Raw genomic sequence first — 15,498 nt, forward strand, 5'->3', positions numbered from 1 at the left:
GTCTTCCCCGATCAAGGCTCACGTAGCGGCTTGGAGCCCTCGTAGATTTTCCGACTCGCCCTCCTGGCTCGGTCGGAAAACGGCGGCCATCCATGGCCGCCGCCCTCCGGGTCTGCGGACATTCGCGGCATTTGGTTGTGTCGCATCAGATCAAAAGCCGCAAGCGACACTTCCCTTCTCTTTTGAGCAGTAAAACCGCTCACGCATGCTAAGGTGCGCGCGCCCTGAAGCCAGCGTCCTGCATGCCAGCCTCGCCTTCCATCGCCCTGCTCCTGGTCAACCTCGGTACGCCCGATGCGCCGACCGCGCGCGCCGTGCGGCGTTATCTGGGCGAGTTCCTGCACGACCATCGCGTGGTGCAGCTGACGCGCTGGCTGTGGTGTCCGCTGCTGCATTTCGCGATCCTGCCGCTGCGCGGGCCGAAAGTGGCGCACAAATACGCCCAGATCTGGATGGAGGAGGGTTCGCCGCTGGCGGTGCATACCCGGCGCCTGGCCGCGGTCGTGCAATCGCTACAGCCGCAATGGCGGGTGGTGCATGCGATGCGCTATGGCCAGCCGGCGATCGCCACGGTGCTCGAACGCCTGCGCGCGGAAGGCGTCCGGCAGGTGGTGGTGCTGCCGCTGTACCCGCAGTACTCGACCACCACCACTGCTTCGGTCGCCGACGCGGTGGCGAAAGCCGGGGTCGGGCTGGACGTGCGGATGATCGACGATTACGCCGTCGATCCGGCCTGGGTCGACGCCGTCGCCGATTCGATCCGCATGGATCGCGCCGCGCACGGCACCGGCCGTCACCTGCTGTTTTCTTTCCACGGATTGCCGCAGCGCCTGGCCGATCAGGGCGATCCGTATCCGCAGCGCTGCGAGGCCAGCGCGGAAGCCATCGCCGCGGCGCTGGACCTGCCTGCCGATGCGTGGAGTCTCAGCTACCAGTCGCGCTTCGGTCGCGAACGCTGGCTGCAGCCGGCGGCCGCCGAGGTGCTGGATGAGCTGGCGGCACGTGGCGTCGACAGCGTCGATGTCGTCTGCCCCGGTTTCGCCGTCGATTGCCTGGAGACGCTGGAGGAAGTGGCGATGATGCTGGCCGCGCGCTTCGCCGAACGCGGCGGTCGCCTGCACTACATTCCCTGCCTCAACGAGGCGCCGTCGCATGCGCAGGCGCTGGCCGCGCTGGCGCAACGACGGCTGGACATGTGCGATGCATGAGTTCGCCGTGCGTACGCCGCTGGGCGCGATCGCCGGCCTGCGCAACGGACGCGAAGGCGCGCCGCGGGTGCTGGCGCTGCATGGCTGGCTCGACAATGCCGCCAGCTTCGTGCCGCTGGCACCGTACCTGGATGACGTGGACCTGGTCGCGATAGACCTGCCTGGCCATGGCCGTTCCGCGCACCTGCCGCCGGGCGCCGATTATTCGTTCGCCGGCGCCCTGAACACCGTGCTGGATGCCGCCGACGCGCTCGGCTGGGATCGCTTCGCCCTGCTCGGCCATTCGATGGGCGCGGGCATCGCCAGCCTGATCGCCGCCGCATGTCCACAACGGATCGAGCGTGGCGTCTTCATCGAGGCGCTCGGCGCGCTGGCCGAAGACGTCGATCGCACCGTGAGCCGCATGCGCGAAGCGGTGGCGGCGACGCGTGCGTTGCCGGGCAAGCGGCTGCGCGTTTTTCCGACGCTGGAGCCGGCGATCCGCGCACGCATGCAGGCCAACCAGCTCAGCGAGCCGGTGGCGCGACTGCTGGTCGAACGCGGTGTCGATGCGGTCGAAGGTGGCTACGTCTGGTCCAGCGATCCGCGGCTGACGCTGCCGACCATGACGCGCATGACCGAGGCGCAGATCGCCGACCTGGTACGCGGCATCGAATGCCCGGCGCGGGTGATCTTCGCCGATCCCGCGCAGACGTACCTGCCCGATCCGCTGCGTCGCGCGCGCGCCGCATTACTGCCGCAGGGCGAACTGATCGTGCTGGCGGGCGGACATCACCTGCACATGGAGCAGCCGCGGCAGGTGGCCGCGGCGATCACCGGTTTCTTCCACGCCTGACGCGCGTTACTGCGGCTTCTGGCCCAGCTGCACGCCGACGACGACATCATCGTCCTCGGCACTGAACGACAGCATCGCTACGCGGCGCTCCTTCTCGAACGACACCAGCGCGTTGTCCGCCTGCGGCTGCATCGCCATGGTTTCCTTCCAGCCTTGTTTGGCCATCGCCGCGCGCGCATCGACGTACAACGCAGGCACGGCGCCCTGTGTACGCAGGCTGAGCACCTGCGCGCCACCCATCTCCATGACGCTTTCCACCCGGTAGGCCTCGGGCAGGAACAGGTCGCCGGGGAAGCCCTTCGGCAACGGCAGATCGTCGCCACTGTTGATGTTGACTTCGCCCTTTTCGGTCTTGAGCGTGACGCCGCCCTTGCCGTCCGGATCGATGTCCACCTTGTTGCCGCTGGCTTTTTCCAGCGCGGCTTCGGCCAGTGCATCGCCAGCCTTCTGGCAGCCGGCCAGCAACAACGGGGCCAGCAGCAGCGCCAGTGCGACGCGGTGGAGGATGGGGGACGATGTCTGCATGCGTGCTTCCTTCGGGTTCGGTCGTTATCGACCACAACCCATACGCAATATGGACGCTCAGACGGACAGCAATGCGCGCAGGCTCGCTTTCAGGCGCCGGCCCTCGGCATGGAAATAGTCGCGCTCATCGCGCCAGGCGGGAAAACGCGCCTCGACCTCGCGCCAGAACGCACGCGAATGGTCCGGTCGGATCAGGTGGCAGAGTTCATGCACCAGCACGTATTCGAACGCCGATGGCCGCGCCAGCACCAGCGACAGGTCCAGCACCACCACGCCGTCGGCGCTCAGCGAACCCCACTGCGACGACATCACCTTGAACTGCACCCGCGATGGCGCGCGCGGCAGCGTCGGCAGGTACTTCGGCAGCCAGCGGCCGAGGTCGACGCGGGCCTGGGCTTCGTAGAAATCGCGCAGCGCGCGCCGCAGGGCGGCTTCGCCGGCGCGCACCGGCAGCGTGAACAACAGGCCATCCGCGTCTTCGTGCAGGCGCGCGTACCGGCCCTCGCCCCAGCGCAGTGGCAACTGCGCATCGCGTAGCGGCAGCGCGGTGGTCTGGTCGCGCTGCAGATGCGGCAACGCATCCATCGCGAAATGATCGAGCTGCCGCGCCAGCCAGTCGCGATGTTCGGCAACGAAACGATCGCCTGAAACCAGGCTGGCACGCAGCGGCAGGCTCAGCCGCGCGCCGCGCTCGTCGACCGACAGGCGCAGCCGGCGCGCACGTGGATCGCGCACGCGGGTGATGTCGACATGGCGGCCGTCGGGCAGGACGACCGAGAGCGTGTCGCGCGTGGCACGGGGGGCGGGCGCGAGCAGGCGGAACGGGGAAGGCATGGGCGATATCGTAAAGGGGCGGCAAGTGCCGCGTATGAATGCTGCAACGCGCACGTGCCGCTGGGTGGCGGCGCCGTCGCGAATGTCGTTCGATGGCGATCACAAACGCAGCGCGGATTTGGATACAACCCAGAGGAGGCAGCGGAGTTCCGCCCTCGCGACGACAGTAAACGCGTCGCGCGGAATGGGGCCACTGCCGCAGCAGCAGTGGCGGTTCCAGTCGCTCAGGCGTCGGCGCGACTCAGCTTCAACGCCGGTTCCAGTATCGCGAACAGCCGCTTCAGCTCGCCGGCCATCAGCGCGAAGCGCGCGTTGAGTTCGGCGCGGATGTCGTCGCCGTTGTCGCCTTCGAGCTGGTCGACGGCGCCATCGAGGAACTTGAGCTTGCGGATGATCAGGTCCTCGCCGAGCACGAACGAGACGTGGTCGTCCAGGGTCAGCGCCAGCCGCGTGACCTGCTTGCCGGCTTCCAGGTGCTTGGCGATCTCGTCGCCCTGCAGTTCCTGGTGCTGGCATTTGACGATCGCGCCGTGTTCGGCGGCGTCCTTCAGTTCGCATTCCTCGCCCAGCGCCAGGCCCTCGGGCAGCGTTTCGCCGGCGATCCAGCCGGTCAGCACGCTGCGCGGCGCGACTTCCGCGTTCAACGGCAGCGCCGGGAAGCTGCCCAGCGCATGGCGGATTTCCGAGACCACGGTTTCGGCGTTCTTGCGCGAGGAGGTATCGACGATGCACAGGCCGTGCTCGAGGTCGAGCATCGCGTCGGTGCGCGACGGCCGCACGAACGCGCGCGGCAGCAGTTCGTGGACCAGGTCTTCCTTGAGCTGCCTGCGCGCGCGGCCGCCAAGCTTGCGGCCTTCCTTTTCCTCGATCTCGGCGAGCTTCTTGCCGAGCAGATCGTTGACCACCGCCGACGGCAGCAGCTTGTCCTCGCCGCCCACGGTCAGCCAGACCGCATCGTCGACGCGGTGCGACAACTCCTCGGAATGGCGGCCGAACGGCGACACGAAGCCGCGCGAAAACAGCTCCAGCGCGCCAACCGGCTTGAGCTGGACTTCGGCCAGGTGGGTGTCGAGTTCGGACAGGTCGAGCGAAGTGGGGAAGCGGAACAGGGTCAGGTTTCTGAAGAACATCGAAGGTCCGTGTTGAGGAATGATTTCAAGCCGTCGTTTCCGCCTGCGCGGGAATGACGGCCTGGAACGAAGCGCATTGAATTACGAAGCGCCGCTTTCGTGCGGCTCGCCCGCCAGCCAGGCATGCGCATCCGGCAACGTTGCATTGCCCAGCCGGCCCAGCGCGAGGAAATCGAACAGTTTCGGATCGCTCAGCTGCGAGGGCCGGATGTCGCCCAGCGCGCGCGCGATCTGTTCGATGCGGCCGGGGGTTTCGCGCTCCCACTGGTCCAGCATCCTCTTGACCTGCTTGCGCTGCAGGTTCTCCTGCGAGCCGCACAGGTTGCAGGGGATGATCGGGAAGGATCTGGCGCGTGCGTACTCGGCGATGTCGTCCTCGCGCACGTAGGCCAGCGGCCGGATCACCACATGCTTGCCGTCGTCGCTGAGCAGCTTCGGCGGCATGCCGCTGATCTTGGAATGGAAGAACAGGTTGAGGAAGAAGGTCGCCACCAGGTCGTCGCGATGGTGGCCGAGCGCGATCTTGGTGAAGCCGTGCTGTTCAGCGTAGGTGTAAAGCGCACCGCGGCGCAGGCGCGAACACAGCGAACACATCGTCTTGCCTTCCGGCACGACCCGGGTGACGACCGAATAGGTGTCCTGCTCGAGGATCCGGTACGGCACACCGATCGATTCCAGATAGCCCGGCAGCACGTGTTCCGGGAAGTCCGGCTGTTTCTGGTCGAGGTTGACCGCCACCAGCTCGAAGCGCACCGGCGCCTTCTTCTGCAGTTGCAGCAGGATGTCGAGCAGGGTGTAGCTGTCCTTGCCGCCGGACAGGCAGACCATCACCTTGTCGCCTTCCTCGATCATGCCGAAGTCGGCGATGGCTCGGCCGACCTGGTGGCGCAGGCGCTTGGCCAGCTTGTGCTGCGCGTGCACGGCACGATCGCGGGCGCGTGGCAGGGGTTCGGCGAGGGGCAGGACGGTACTCATCGGCCGACCATTTTAGCGGCAGCCGGCGCGATGACGCTCATGCCGGCGCCCCTGTAAGCTGCACGAACGATGCAGCAACCTCCCGATCCCGCAGAAACCACCCGCCGCGTGGTCGAGCTGAAGCTCGAGCATCGCGACCTGGACGAGGCCATCGCCCGCCTGCAGGCCGACATCGACGCCGACGAACTGGCGATCAAGCGCCTGAAGAAACGCAAGCTGCAGCTGAAGGATGCGATCGCCAAGCTGGAATCGGCGTTGATTCCCGACCTGGACGCCTGAACCGGCTTGCGGCGCCGGGATTGCTATCCGCTTTGATGAACGTGACGGCGCGCTGGTCCGCCGGGAAAGGCGGCATCCTTGCTGGATGCCGCCGGATCGCCTTCCAGCAACGCGGCAAACAGTGTGCGCTATTTCTTGTTGCAGACAGGCGGATTGGTCATTCCCATCGACAGCAGGTTGCCGCCGTTGACGATGCAGGTATACGGCTTGCCGTCCCGGGTCTGCAATTCGACGTAGGTGTTGACGCCTTCCGTGCGTCGACTGACCAGCGTGACCTCGGCGGGCGGATAGCCGATCGCGCCGGCCGTCTGCGACACGATGTCTTCATCCGACAGCATGTTGGTGCTGCTCGCCAGGCTGGCGCAGCCGGTGGCCAGCACCGAGGTCATGACGACCAGTGTGATCCCTCTCAATGACATGAAACTTCTCCGTGTTCTGAAGGCCCTGTTCGATGGATCGGGCTGGCAGGGGCCGATCTGCCAGCCGGATGGGTTATCGATCCCGGTCCTGCTTTCGCGATGCGCCATTGGCCGGTGCGGTCATGGCGATTGGCGGCCGAAGTAGGCGCGGGCTTCGCCGTAGCCGACGGTGACGCCGCGTACGGCGCCATGTGCATCGCGATGGAAGGCGTACTCGGTGCCGAACACGCTCGGTGCGACGAACCGCGCCGGCGACAGTGGTCGCAGCGCGCCGGTTTCATCGGGCAGGACGATGGACAGTTTGTCGTCGCCGGCCTTGACCTCGAAGGTTTCCAGATCGGGGAAAACGTCGGTGAAGGCGCGACGCAGATCCAGCGGCACGGCGTCGTCGGCCCGGTACACGCCGGCGTAGTCGGCGAGCCTGACGGCCCCCGGCGCCAGCGCGACGACGCGCACCGGCGGATTGACGGCCTGGCCGATGGCATCGGAAAGCGCGTTGCGGATCTCGTTGCGCAATTGCCAGCCGTTTTCGCCATTGGTCAGGATGACGAAGCCATCGCCGGTTTCCAGATAGCCCTCGATCCAGGCCATGTAGCTGTCGTTGGAACCACCGTGATGGAAGACGCGCGCATTGCCGGCGCCGTCCAGGCGCGGCCCCAGACCGTGCCAGCTAGGCGCGACCTCGGTCATCATCTGTACTGCCAGGGGCTGCGGCAGGAAGGCATGCGTGCCCTGGTAACTGCCGATCAGCGCGGCGACGAAGCCGCCGAGTTCATTGGCGCTGGTCCACAGGCCGGCCGCGGCCTGTTGCGGAAACGTCTGCCAACCGCGCGGCAGCGCCACGCGCCGGCCCTTGTCGTCATGGGCCTTGGCGATGTTGCCGTGCGAAGGCGACAGCGGACTCTCGAACGTGCTGCGGCGCATGCCGAGGGGATCGAAAACCCGCATGCGCGCGACGCTTTCCAGCGGCGCACCGGCGATCTCCTCGATCACCAGCTGCGCGACCGTGGTGCCGCCGCCGGAGTAATCGCTGGACAAGCCGGGTGGCTGCTGCAGCCGCACCGGATCGTTCTTCGCCGGCGGCAGTCCATCCAGCGACTGCTGCAGCGTCGGCACCGCTTCGCCGGGCAGGAAGTCGGGAAAACCATGCACGTCCAGTCCGGAGGTATGCGACAGCAGCATGCGCATCGTCACCTTCGGTTCGGCGATCTCCGGCGTCGGCGCTATCCGCCACGACTCCAGATAGGCGTTGACGTCGCGATCCAGGTCGAGGCGGCCATCGGCCACCATCCGCAGCGACACCGCGGCTGCGATCACCTTGCTGATCGAGCCGACATTGAACAGCGTGTCGGCATCGACCGCGTCCGTGGTGCCGGCTTCGCGCACGCCGAAGCCCTCGGCATACACGACCTTGCCCTGCTGCAGTACCGCGACGGCCACGCCGGGAACGCGGTGATGCGCCATGCGCTCGCGCAGCGACCAGCCGGGCGGCATCTGCCCCGGTTCGAGCACGGTGGGCCGCAAGCCATGCTCGAGCGCGATGGCGGCATTGCGGTCATCCGTCTGCGCGTGGGCCGGCAAGCAGCACAGGCCGATCACCAGCAGTGCCGACGCCGCGCGTCTGCTGCTGGATGCACGGATCATCATGCCTGTTCCGGTGCCTAGGCTCACTGCACCGGCGTCCAGTTGACCGACCAGATCACCGACACGATCTTCCAGCCCTCATCCGTGCGCACCAGATGCCAGGCTTCCTTGCCGTGGTTGGTCTCCTTGTCGCCGTCTTGATAGCTGTAGTCGAACCAGACCGAGGCGATGTCGCCGTCGCTTTCGATTTTCACGTCGCGGAATTTCTCCTCCTGCCTTTCCTTGTCGGCGACGATGCTGTCGATGAACGACAGGTGGCTGCTCTTGGGATTGATCCTCACCCTGGGCGCATCGGGTTGCTTGCGGCGGATCTGTCGCAGGTTGGCGTCGCCAGTGACGCTCTGCCAGGCGGTGTCCTCGTGCAGGAAAAGCTTCACGAAGCGTGCCTTGTCCTTGTCGATGACGCTGGCGCCGAACGCCGCGATAATCGACTCGACGGACGCGGTGTCCGGATTTCGGTCGAAAGCCTCGGCGAAGACAGGAAAGAACAGGCAGACGATCAGCAACAGCGATTTCATGGACACTCCGGCGTGGCGTTGGCCGGGGCAACATAACGGCGGCCTGCGCGGAACGCGCGCTCCAATCGCCGAACCGTGCGTCGCCTGCGCCGAAGCGTGCGCGATCGATGGGGCCACATCAAGAATCTAGAGTGCGCTGCTGATTTCCTTTGTTGGTGATGGTTCTTGCGGCAGCCAAGGAAGTCCGAAGACCCGTAGGGCGGCGCACATGGATGTGCGCCGTTTTCCGGCCGAGCCATGGGTGAGGCGGTGCTGCCTGCGAGCCACCGGCTCGCGCACCGGCGAACGCACGCGCTGCTGGCGCGGGCCGGTCTTTTGCCGAAGGCAAAAGGCGAGTCGGAAAATCCCCGAGGACTGCAAAGCGCAACGTGAGCTCCGTCGAGGAAGAGCCCCTCTCTTTAACTCAGGGCTGCGCCCTTCGCCCTTCGGGCCGGCTACGCCGTTCGCGCCTGTGGCGCAGTGGTTACTTTCTCTTTGGCTCTGGAAGAGAAAGTGATCCGCGCAGCGGGCGGAAGCTTTTTCACAGAGGAATTGGCGGAGCAATTTCCGCTATGCGATGAGTAAAAAACTCTAGCGAGCGGCGTAGCCCATCCCCTTCAACCGTTCGAGCAGCGGCTCGATGTAGGTGCGGCTGGCACGCATCGGGGTGCCGTCGCGCAAGCGCAGCAGCGCGTCGCGATTGGACAGCGGCTGCAGTTCGGCGACGCGATCGATGCGGACGATGGTCGAGCGATGCACGCGGATGAAATGCATCGGATCGAGCTGGCGCGACAGGCGATTCAATGATTCTCGCAGCAGGTGCGCATGGGCGCCGACGTGCAAAGTGGCGTAATCGCCGTCGGCTTCGATCCATTCCACGTCGGTCGCGTCGACGAAAGCGGTGCGGCGGCCGATGCGGACCGCAAACCGGGTCCGGTACGCCGACTGGCCGCAACGCGTATCGGGTTCGGGCGCGACCGGCGCCATGCACCGGTAGGCATGCAGACGGCGGGCGCGCTCCAATGCTTCCACGAAACGGTCGTCGTCGACCGGCTTCAGCAGGTAGTCGATGGCGTTCAACTCGAACGCACGCACCGCGAAACTGTCGTGGGCGGTGAGCAGGATTGCCATCGGCCGCAGCGTTGCCGGCAAAGCGGCCAGTACCTCCAGCCCGCTCATACCGGGCATCTGCACATCGATGAACACCAGGTCCGGCACCTCGCCGCGCAGGCCGTCGAGTGCCGACGTGCCGTCGCCGTATTCGCCAACCAGCGCGATGTCGCCGTGCGCGGCCAGGCGCGCGATCACGCCGCTGCGCGCCAGCGGCTCGTCATCGACCACGGCGACGCGGATCATGCCGCGGTGGTCCGCGCTTCGCGCGACGCGGCGATGTCGCGGAAAGGCAGGTCGATGGCGACGTCGTAGCTGCCGTCGTCGTGGGCATCCGCCTGGAAAACGTGACCACCCGGATGCAGCCTGGCCAGTCGTTCGCGGACATTGCGCAGGCCCAGCATCGAAGAGCGGCGGGCTTCGCCGGTGCCACTGACCGGTAGCGGCACGCCATCGTTGCGCAGGTGCAGATGCAGTCGTTGGCCTTCGCGCGATATGCGGATCTCGAGCCGGCCCGGTGCGTCGCGCAGGGCGATGCCATGGCGGATCGCGTTCTCGACCAGCGGCTGCAGCAGCAGGTGCGGCACCCGCGCCGACAGCAGGTCGGGGCCGACATTCCAGCTGATCGCCAGGCGTTCGCCCAGCCGTGCCTTCTCGATCGCCAGATAGGTTTCGGTCAGCGCGATCTCGTCGGCCAGCGCGACCTCGTGGTTGTCGGTGCCGTCCAGTGTCGCGCGCAGGAAATCGCCGAGCCGGGCGATCATGTGGCGCGCCTCGCGGTTGCGCTGGTTGGCCACCAGCGACGAGATTGCGTTGAGCGTGTTGAACAGGAAATGCGGTTGCAACTGGTAGCGCAGCGCGCGCAGTTCGGCGTCGCGCGCCAGCGACATCGTCTCGGCGCGCCGCAGCTGCTCGTGCTTGAGCTCGACGTAGTACGCCACCACAGCGTGGATCGCGCAGAACGCGATCAGAGCCAGCCAGCAACCGTCCAGGCCACTGAACAAGCCGGCCCACTCGAACGCGGATGGCGTGCGCCAGCCGGAGAGCTGCGCCATCGCCGCGCCGAGCGCGTTGTTGACCACCGCCAGCACATAGGTCGTCGACAGCAGCACCGGCACGAGCACCCACCACGGCAGACGCCGTCGCCACAGCGCGCGCTGGATCGCAGTCAGTGGAATGCACCAGAGCAGATAGGCGACCAGGTATAGCGACCGGTACGCGGTGGCATGGCCGTGCCCCAGTTCCGGCAGCGCCATCACCACCAGGCACGCGCCGATCGGCAGGCCAGCCAGCAGCGGCAGCCAGAACGGTGGTTCGGCCCGCGGCTCGCCGATGGCGGGATTTGACATGTGTTTCAAGCCTGCCCGCCGGTGCCGCCGCGAAGAGTGGCGCCCATGGCAACCGCAGCGATGGCGGCAGGCAAGTCGCGCCGCCTCAGGATGCGCTGGACCGGTGCCAGGATGCGCCCGGCCGGTGCCGGCAACGGTCCGGCGTCACGGCTCGACCGCAGCCGTTTCCGGCTCCGGCTTCGCCATTTCCGGGCTGACCTTCTCGATGGTGTGGCGCAGTTCGCGCCCAAGCAGGATGCGCGCGTCCTTGGCCCAGCCGGCGAGGCGTTCGTCGAACACCAGCTTGCTGTCCTGGTCCGGCCAGACCAGCTTCAGTTCGCGCAGCTTCTGGATGAAGCCGCGGAACAGGCTCTTGTCGAAGAATTCCGGCGCCGCCGGTGCGTACAGCAGCGACAGGCGTTGCGCGGCGAGCTGGCACAGGCTTTCCAGTTCCGCCGAACTCAAGGTGCCGGGCCCGTTCTTCACCAGCACCGAAATGGCGATGTAGTAGCGCTCGAACGCCTGCTGCAGGGCGTGGCCGATCGCGCGCAGGCGGAACACCTCGTCGCTCTGGCCGGCGTTGCGCGCCAGGATGCCGCCGTCGTCGTCGTTGATCTGTTCGAGCAGGCCTTCGCGCACGAACACGTCGATGGTGCGGTCGATGCGGCTGGCGAACTCGTCCTCGCTCCATGGCAGGAACAGTTCCGCCTGCAGGAACGGGTACAGGCTGCGGCCCAGCCGCTGCAGCTGGCCGCGGCTCATGCGCCGGTTGTGCAGGAAGCAGCAGGCGATCCATGCCGAAGCGGTGAACAGGTGCACCACGTTGTTGCGGAAATAACTCAGCAGCACGGCGGTGTCGCCGTCGACGCTGAGCACATCGCCAAGCGGATGCGCGGTGCGCGACAGCACGTTGATCTCCTCGCCGTGCGCGACGATCTGCTCGGGCGTGTGCGGCGTGACCGTGACGCGGTCCGAATACGGCACCTCGACCAGCAGCTTCTTCGACAGCGCGATCTGCGCCAGCAGGTCGGCCTCGCCCATCGCGTGCTTGGGCGTGGACAGCAGCGCCAGCGCGAGGAAATTGATCGGGTTCACGTCGGCGGCGCGGTTGATGTTGACCTGGATGCGCTCGGCGATCGCATCGACCGTGCCCGACAGCCATGCCGGCTTCTCGTCCTCGCCGACCGCCTGCCCGTTCCAGTCCGGCGCGTGCTGGCGCAGCACGTCGTCGAGCAGGATCGGCTCGCCGTAGTTGACCACCACCTGGCCGTAGTTCTGGCGCAGCACTTTCGGCACGCCCCACAGCAGCGACCAGATCGATTCCTTTTCCTTGGGCTTGCCGGTCAGTTCGTCGAGGTAGCTGTTGCCCTCCATCAGCTTCTCGTAGCCGATGTACACCGGCTGGAACAGCACCGGTCGCGTCGGCTGGCGCAGGAAGGCGCGCACGGTCATCGAGATCATGCCGCCCTTGGGCTGCAGCAGTCGGCCGGTGCGCGAGCGCCCGCCTTCGATGAAGTATTCCAGCGAGTAGCCGCCGGCGACCAGCTGTGCGACGTATTCGCTGAGCACCGCCGAATACAGCATGTTGCCGCGGATGCTGCGGCGGATGAAGAAGGCGCCGCCCTTGCGCAGGATGGTGCCGATCACCGGCAGGTTGAGGTTGATGCCGGCGACGATGTGCGGCGGCACGATGCCGCGGTCGTACAGCAGGTACGACAGCAGCAGGTAGTCCATGTGGCTGCGGTGCGAAGGCGTGTAGACCACTTCGTAGCCCGGCGCGACTTCCTTGAGCCGGTCGAGGTGGTGTACCAGCACGCCGCGGTAGATCCGGTTCCAGACCGTGGCCAGCAGGAAGCTGGCCGAACGCACCACCGGATGCGAATAGTCGGCGGCGATTTCCCAGGCGTAGGCGTGCGCCTTCTTCCACGCTTCGGCGGGCTTGCTGTTGTCGCGGCGGGCCTGGTCGGCGATGGCTTCCTTGACCGGCTGCGAGGCCAGCACCTGGTCGACCAGCAGGCGCCGCGTCGACAGGTCCGGCCCGATCACCGCCGCGCGGATGCGACGGAAGTGAGCGCGCAGCACGCGCGACAGCTTGCGCACGGTGCGTTCCGGCGGCAGCCCTTCCTCGACGATGCCGCGCAGCGACACCGGCGGCGAGAACCGCACCAGCGTGCCGCGGCCGTTGAGCAGGATCGCCAGCAGCCGGCGGAAACGGCCGACGATCGCCCAGTTTTCCGAGAACAGCACCGAGAACCAGCCGCTGCTCTTGTCCGGCGCGCGACCGACGAAGATCGACACCGGCACCAGCTGCACGTCCAGCTCCGGATAGTCGCGATGCGCTTCCAGCAGCCGCGCCAGCGAACCGGAATGGGTGCGCGCCGAGGCCGGTCCGGCCGGCGACAGTGCGCTGGCATTGCGCCGCGACAGCGCTACGTAGGCGCGCTTGCGGCCGAGCGGATCGCCGGGCAGCGGCTGCAGCGGCGAAGGCAGGCCGGCCTCGCGGCAGGCGCGATCCAGGATCAGCGCATTGGACAGCCCGTAGTGCTCCAGCACGTAGCAGACGGGGCGGCCGTCGGCGTACTGGCCGGGGGCTTCCGGCTCCAGCTTCAGCGAAATCCAGGGGTCCAGCAGGCTGCCAAGCAGGCGCGCCCACCACGGCCGGCCGGGTGGCCTGCCCGGGCGGTGGTGCGGCGGCGGCACCCGTTCCTCGGTCGGGACGGGCGCGGTTGCCTGGTCCGGACTGGACCGGTCGGGCTCGGGGAAAGGCAGGGGGGTCTGGTCGGGCATCGCCGCCATTATGGCGAAGTCGGCTTTGCTTCCGTTTTTCCGGCGGGCACCACGCGGCCCGCTGCCGGAGCCGAAATGTCGCCGGCAGGCGTCGCGGCATCGGATCCGCTGCGCAAATCGGACGGCTCCGCCGCCGTGGCCACGGCGGCTTCGGCGTGGCGCAGGTAGTCGCTCAGGTACCAGCGCCCGCCGCGGCGCTCGACCGCAACCACGGTGTCGATCGGGCTGCCGCCGAGGGTGTATTGCAGGCGCACCTGAGCGCGGTCGCCGGTCTGCTGCTGCAAGGTCGCCTGCAATCCGGCCAGGCTGTCGTCCAGTGCCAGGCCATAGACGGCCAGCGCCTTCTTCACCGCGGCCATGAACGGCCCGAGCCGGCGCAGGCTGTCCTGCAGGCCGGCCTTGCGGAAGTCGGCCTCCGAGGCCAGCGCGGTGTTGCGCGCGGCCATGGTCAACTGAGGAATCACCCGACGCGCGCGTTGCGGATCGCCGAGCGGGGCGGTCATCGCCCACTGGCTGATCGCCTGCACGAACTGCGCGTAGTGCTGGCGCTCCTCGTCGCTGTAGTCGCCCTCGCTGCGAATGTACTGCACGCCGAACAGGCCCAGCGACGCGGCCGCGGCCTTGAGCTCGGCATCGGCACCGGAGAACTGGCGGTCGAACACCTGCTGCAGCTTCTTTTCCGAGCCCGGCTCGGCCAGTGCGGCGAGCAGTTTCGGCAGGCGTTCGTCGAACGGCAGTTCGGTCAATGGCCAGCGCGTGCGGCCGTCGCGCCAGGCCTGTTCCAGCGGCGGCAACAGCTCCGGCGGCACCGCATCGCGGGCGAAGGCGGCCAGGTCGTTGTCGTGCAGGTGGCGGGTGAGCAGGCGCACGGCGTCGGCAGGCTTGTCGGCACCGGTGACGGTGGCGGGAATGTCGACTGGCGCTTCGCGCCGGCAGGCCGCGACCGCGCAGCCCAGCACGGCCGCCAACAGCAACAGCAGGCAGGATCGGTGTCGCATGGGCGGCTTCCCCGGAGGCGCTGCCGGCATCTTGGCCATGGGCCGACGCGGCGGCAAGCACGGGTTTGCCGATATGGGAGGCGGATCTCCCGCGCGGCGGTAGCGGCTTCAGCTTCAGCTGAGCATCGCAGTGCGGCTGAACGCGTTGCGCCGATTGCGTTCGCGCGCGGCCGGCACCGGCGCTACAGGTCGCGCATCACCCAGTCGCGCGGATGTTCGGTTTCCCGGACTTCCATCGCCGCCTGCGCGACCTCGTCCGGCGTGCGTCCGGCCTTCCAGGCCGCGGCGATGGCGGCCAGGCGCGCGCGGGTGGCGCGGGTGTAGGCGCCCTCGAGTTCGTTCTGTGCGTCGGCGGCAAGCTTCTGCGGATACAGCGTGCGGGCGTCGTCGCTGCGGTTGAGCAGGGCGATCATCCGCGCCAGGCTGGTGCGGAACGTGGCAGCGCCCAGGGTGCTGCGCTGGGTGCGCTGCAGGTGCCAGACGGTGAGGTACTCGACCGGACCGAGCAGTCGTCGTGGCGTGGCACCGAAGAACTGTCCCGACAGCGCGCTGGCGGCCAGCGGCGTCGCCGTTTCCGGCAGGCGGGTCGCGCCCCATGAGCTGAGCGCCCCACCGGGCATGTCCATGCGCCGCAATGCGGTACCGAAGGTGTCGGCGAGCAGGCGCTGGGCACGCTCGTCATCGCTTTCGGCGACCACGCCCAGCACGCGCAGGAACAGCGGATAGCGTTCCTCGCCCAAGCGCCGCACCAGCCGCTTGAGCACGGTCAGGCGGTACTCGGGATCGCTGTGCGCGGCCAGCGCCGAGACCAGCCGGTCGGCGGCAGTGCGCAGCGCTTGGGGTGACGGCACGGATTCGTTCACGGATCACCGCGGCTCGGATCGGGCGTCGACTGTAACGGAGCCGCCGTCGCGGGAGCAGCGATGCGG

Annotated in this window: 15 protein-coding genes; 3 read left to right on the forward strand and 12 right to left on the reverse strand. The window is 67.6% G+C overall.

What is annotated here, in order from left to right; all coding sequences use genetic code 11:
- Positions 1-242: 242 nt before the first annotated feature.
- Complete coding sequence (hemH, locus tag IP90_RS15610) at positions 243-1,208, forward strand: ferrochelatase (RefSeq protein ID WP_144900597.1); 966 nt, start codon at positions 243-245, stop codon at positions 1,206-1,208.
- Complete coding sequence (locus tag IP90_RS15615) at positions 1,201-2,043, forward strand: alpha/beta fold hydrolase (protein ID WP_144900598.1); 843 nt, start codon at positions 1,201-1,203, stop codon at positions 2,041-2,043. The genes hemH and IP90_RS15615 overlap by 8 nt, the downstream gene beginning before the upstream one ends.
- Positions 2,044-2,049: 6 nt before the next feature.
- Here IP90_RS15615 and IP90_RS15620 read toward each other — a convergent pair whose 3' ends face one another.
- The 4 genes from IP90_RS15620 to ttcA all read right to left on the reverse strand — a co-directional run bounded on the left by IP90_RS15620 (position 2,050) and on the right by ttcA (position 5,507).
- Positions 2,050-2,568 (reverse strand): hypothetical protein, encoded by a 519-nt coding sequence (locus tag IP90_RS15620; protein WP_144900599.1) that lies wholly within the window; start codon positions 2,566-2,568, stop codon positions 2,050-2,052.
- 57 nt (positions 2,569-2,625) lie between these two features.
- Complete coding sequence (locus tag IP90_RS15625) at positions 2,626-3,402, reverse strand: YgjP family zinc-dependent metalloprotease (protein ID WP_144900600.1); 777 nt, start codon at positions 3,400-3,402, stop codon at positions 2,626-2,628.
- Between the two features lie 224 nt (positions 3,403-3,626).
- Positions 3,627-4,532 carry a recombination-associated protein RdgC gene (locus IP90_RS15630; RefSeq protein ID WP_144900601.1) on the reverse strand — a complete coding sequence of 302 codons (906 nt, stop codon included), beginning with the start codon at positions 4,530-4,532 and terminating at the stop codon, positions 3,627-3,629.
- Between the two features lie 81 nt (positions 4,533-4,613).
- A complete protein-coding gene (gene ttcA / locus IP90_RS15635) occupies positions 4,614-5,507 on the reverse strand; it encodes a tRNA 2-thiocytidine(32) synthetase TtcA (RefSeq protein ID WP_144900602.1) in 894 nt (297 codons plus the stop codon).
- Positions 5,508-5,576: 69 nt separating this feature from the next.
- Between ttcA and IP90_RS15640 the strand changes: the two genes are divergently transcribed.
- Positions 5,577-5,786, forward strand: coding sequence for a YdcH family protein (locus IP90_RS15640; RefSeq protein WP_144900603.1), 210 nt, complete (start codon positions 5,577-5,579; stop codon positions 5,784-5,786).
- 128 nt (positions 5,787-5,914) lie between these two features.
- Here the strand turns inward: IP90_RS15640 and IP90_RS15645 are convergent, their stop codons facing one another.
- From IP90_RS15645 to IP90_RS15680, 8 genes are all read right to left on the reverse strand, one after another.
- Positions 5,915-6,205, reverse strand: a complete 291-nt coding sequence (locus IP90_RS15645) for a hypothetical protein (RefSeq protein ID WP_144900604.1) — start codon at positions 6,203-6,205, stop codon at positions 5,915-5,917.
- A gap of 120 nt (positions 6,206-6,325) precedes the next feature.
- Complete coding sequence (locus IP90_RS15650) at positions 6,326-7,852, reverse strand: serine hydrolase domain-containing protein (protein ID WP_144900605.1); 1,527 nt, start codon at positions 7,850-7,852, stop codon at positions 6,326-6,328.
- A gap of 20 nt (positions 7,853-7,872) precedes the next feature.
- On the reverse strand, positions 7,873-8,367 hold the full coding sequence (locus tag IP90_RS15655; RefSeq protein ID WP_144900606.1) for a nuclear transport factor 2 family protein: 495 nt from the start codon (positions 8,365-8,367) through the stop codon (positions 7,873-7,875).
- A 570-nt stretch (positions 8,368-8,937) separates the two neighbouring features.
- The gene (locus IP90_RS15660) at positions 8,938-9,702 is read right to left on the reverse strand and encodes a LytR/AlgR family response regulator transcription factor (protein WP_144900607.1); all 765 of its coding nucleotides are present in this window, start codon (positions 9,700-9,702) and stop codon (positions 8,938-8,940) included.
- Positions 9,699-10,805, reverse strand: a complete 1,107-nt coding sequence (locus IP90_RS15665) for a sensor histidine kinase (RefSeq protein ID WP_144900608.1) — start codon at positions 10,803-10,805, stop codon at positions 9,699-9,701. Before IP90_RS15665 ends, IP90_RS15660 begins: the two co-directional genes overlap by 4 nt.
- Before the next feature lie 144 nt (positions 10,806-10,949).
- Positions 10,950-13,571 (reverse strand): glycerol-3-phosphate 1-O-acyltransferase PlsB, encoded by a 2,622-nt coding sequence (gene plsB, locus IP90_RS15670; protein ID WP_425477133.1) that lies wholly within the window; start codon positions 13,569-13,571, stop codon positions 10,950-10,952.
- A gap of 8 nt (positions 13,572-13,579) precedes the next feature.
- Positions 13,580-14,569 (reverse strand): hypothetical protein, encoded by a 990-nt coding sequence (locus IP90_RS15675; RefSeq protein WP_144900610.1) that lies wholly within the window; start codon positions 14,567-14,569, stop codon positions 13,580-13,582.
- A 182-nt stretch (positions 14,570-14,751) separates the two neighbouring features.
- Positions 14,752-15,420: a hypothetical protein gene (locus IP90_RS15680; RefSeq protein WP_144900611.1), complete on the reverse strand. Its 669-nt coding sequence runs from the start codon at positions 15,418-15,420 to the stop codon at positions 14,752-14,754.
- Between the last annotated feature and the right edge of the window lie 78 nt (positions 15,421-15,498).

It is taken from the genome of Luteimonas cucumeris (assembly GCF_007830035.1).
GTDB lineage: Bacteria > Pseudomonadota > Gammaproteobacteria > Xanthomonadales > Xanthomonadaceae > Luteimonas_C > Luteimonas_C cucumeris.

What these genes read in the sequence shown, in the direction of transcription:
- ttcA (WP_144900602.1), bottom strand. Translation starts at nt 5,507, where the DNA reads ATGAGTACCGTCCTGCCCCTCGCCGAACCCCTGCCACGCGCCCGCGAT.
- IP90_RS15615 (WP_144900598.1), top strand. Translation starts at nt 1,201, where the DNA reads ATGCATGAGTTCGCCGTGCGTACGCCGCTGGGCGCGATCGCCGGCCTG.
- IP90_RS15665 (WP_144900608.1), bottom strand. Translation starts at nt 10,805, where the DNA reads ATGTCAAATCCCGCCATCGGCGAGCCGCGGGCCGAACCACCGTTCTGG.
- IP90_RS15645 (WP_144900604.1), bottom strand. Translation starts at nt 6,205, where the DNA reads ATGTCATTGAGAGGGATCACACTGGTCGTCATGACCTCGGTGCTGGCC.
- IP90_RS15640 (WP_144900603.1), top strand. Translation starts at nt 5,577, where the DNA reads ATGCAGCAACCTCCCGATCCCGCAGAAACCACCCGCCGCGTGGTCGAG.
- IP90_RS15655 (WP_144900606.1), bottom strand. Translation starts at nt 8,367, where the DNA reads ATGAAATCGCTGTTGCTGATCGTCTGCCTGTTCTTTCCTGTCTTCGCC.
- hemH (WP_144900597.1), top strand. Translation starts at nt 243, where the DNA reads ATGCCAGCCTCGCCTTCCATCGCCCTGCTCCTGGTCAACCTCGGTACG.
- IP90_RS15675 (WP_144900610.1), bottom strand. Translation starts at nt 14,569, where the DNA reads ATGCGACACCGATCCTGCCTGCTGTTGCTGTTGGCGGCCGTGCTGGGC.
- IP90_RS15620 (WP_144900599.1), bottom strand. Translation starts at nt 2,568, where the DNA reads ATGCAGACATCGTCCCCCATCCTCCACCGCGTCGCACTGGCGCTGCTG.
- plsB (WP_425477133.1), bottom strand. Translation starts at nt 13,571, where the DNA reads ATGCCCGACCAGACCCCCCTGCCTTTCCCCGAGCCCGACCGGTCCAGT.
- IP90_RS15630 (WP_144900601.1), bottom strand. Translation starts at nt 4,532, where the DNA reads ATGTTCTTCAGAAACCTGACCCTGTTCCGCTTCCCCACTTCGCTCGAC.
- IP90_RS15650 (WP_144900605.1), bottom strand. Translation starts at nt 7,852, where the DNA reads ATGATGATCCGTGCATCCAGCAGCAGACGCGCGGCGTCGGCACTGCTG.
- IP90_RS15625 (WP_144900600.1), bottom strand. Translation starts at nt 3,402, where the DNA reads ATGCCTTCCCCGTTCCGCCTGCTCGCGCCCGCCCCCCGTGCCACGCGC.
- IP90_RS15660 (WP_144900607.1), bottom strand. Translation starts at nt 9,702, where the DNA reads ATGATCCGCGTCGCCGTGGTCGATGACGAGCCGCTGGCGCGCAGCGGC.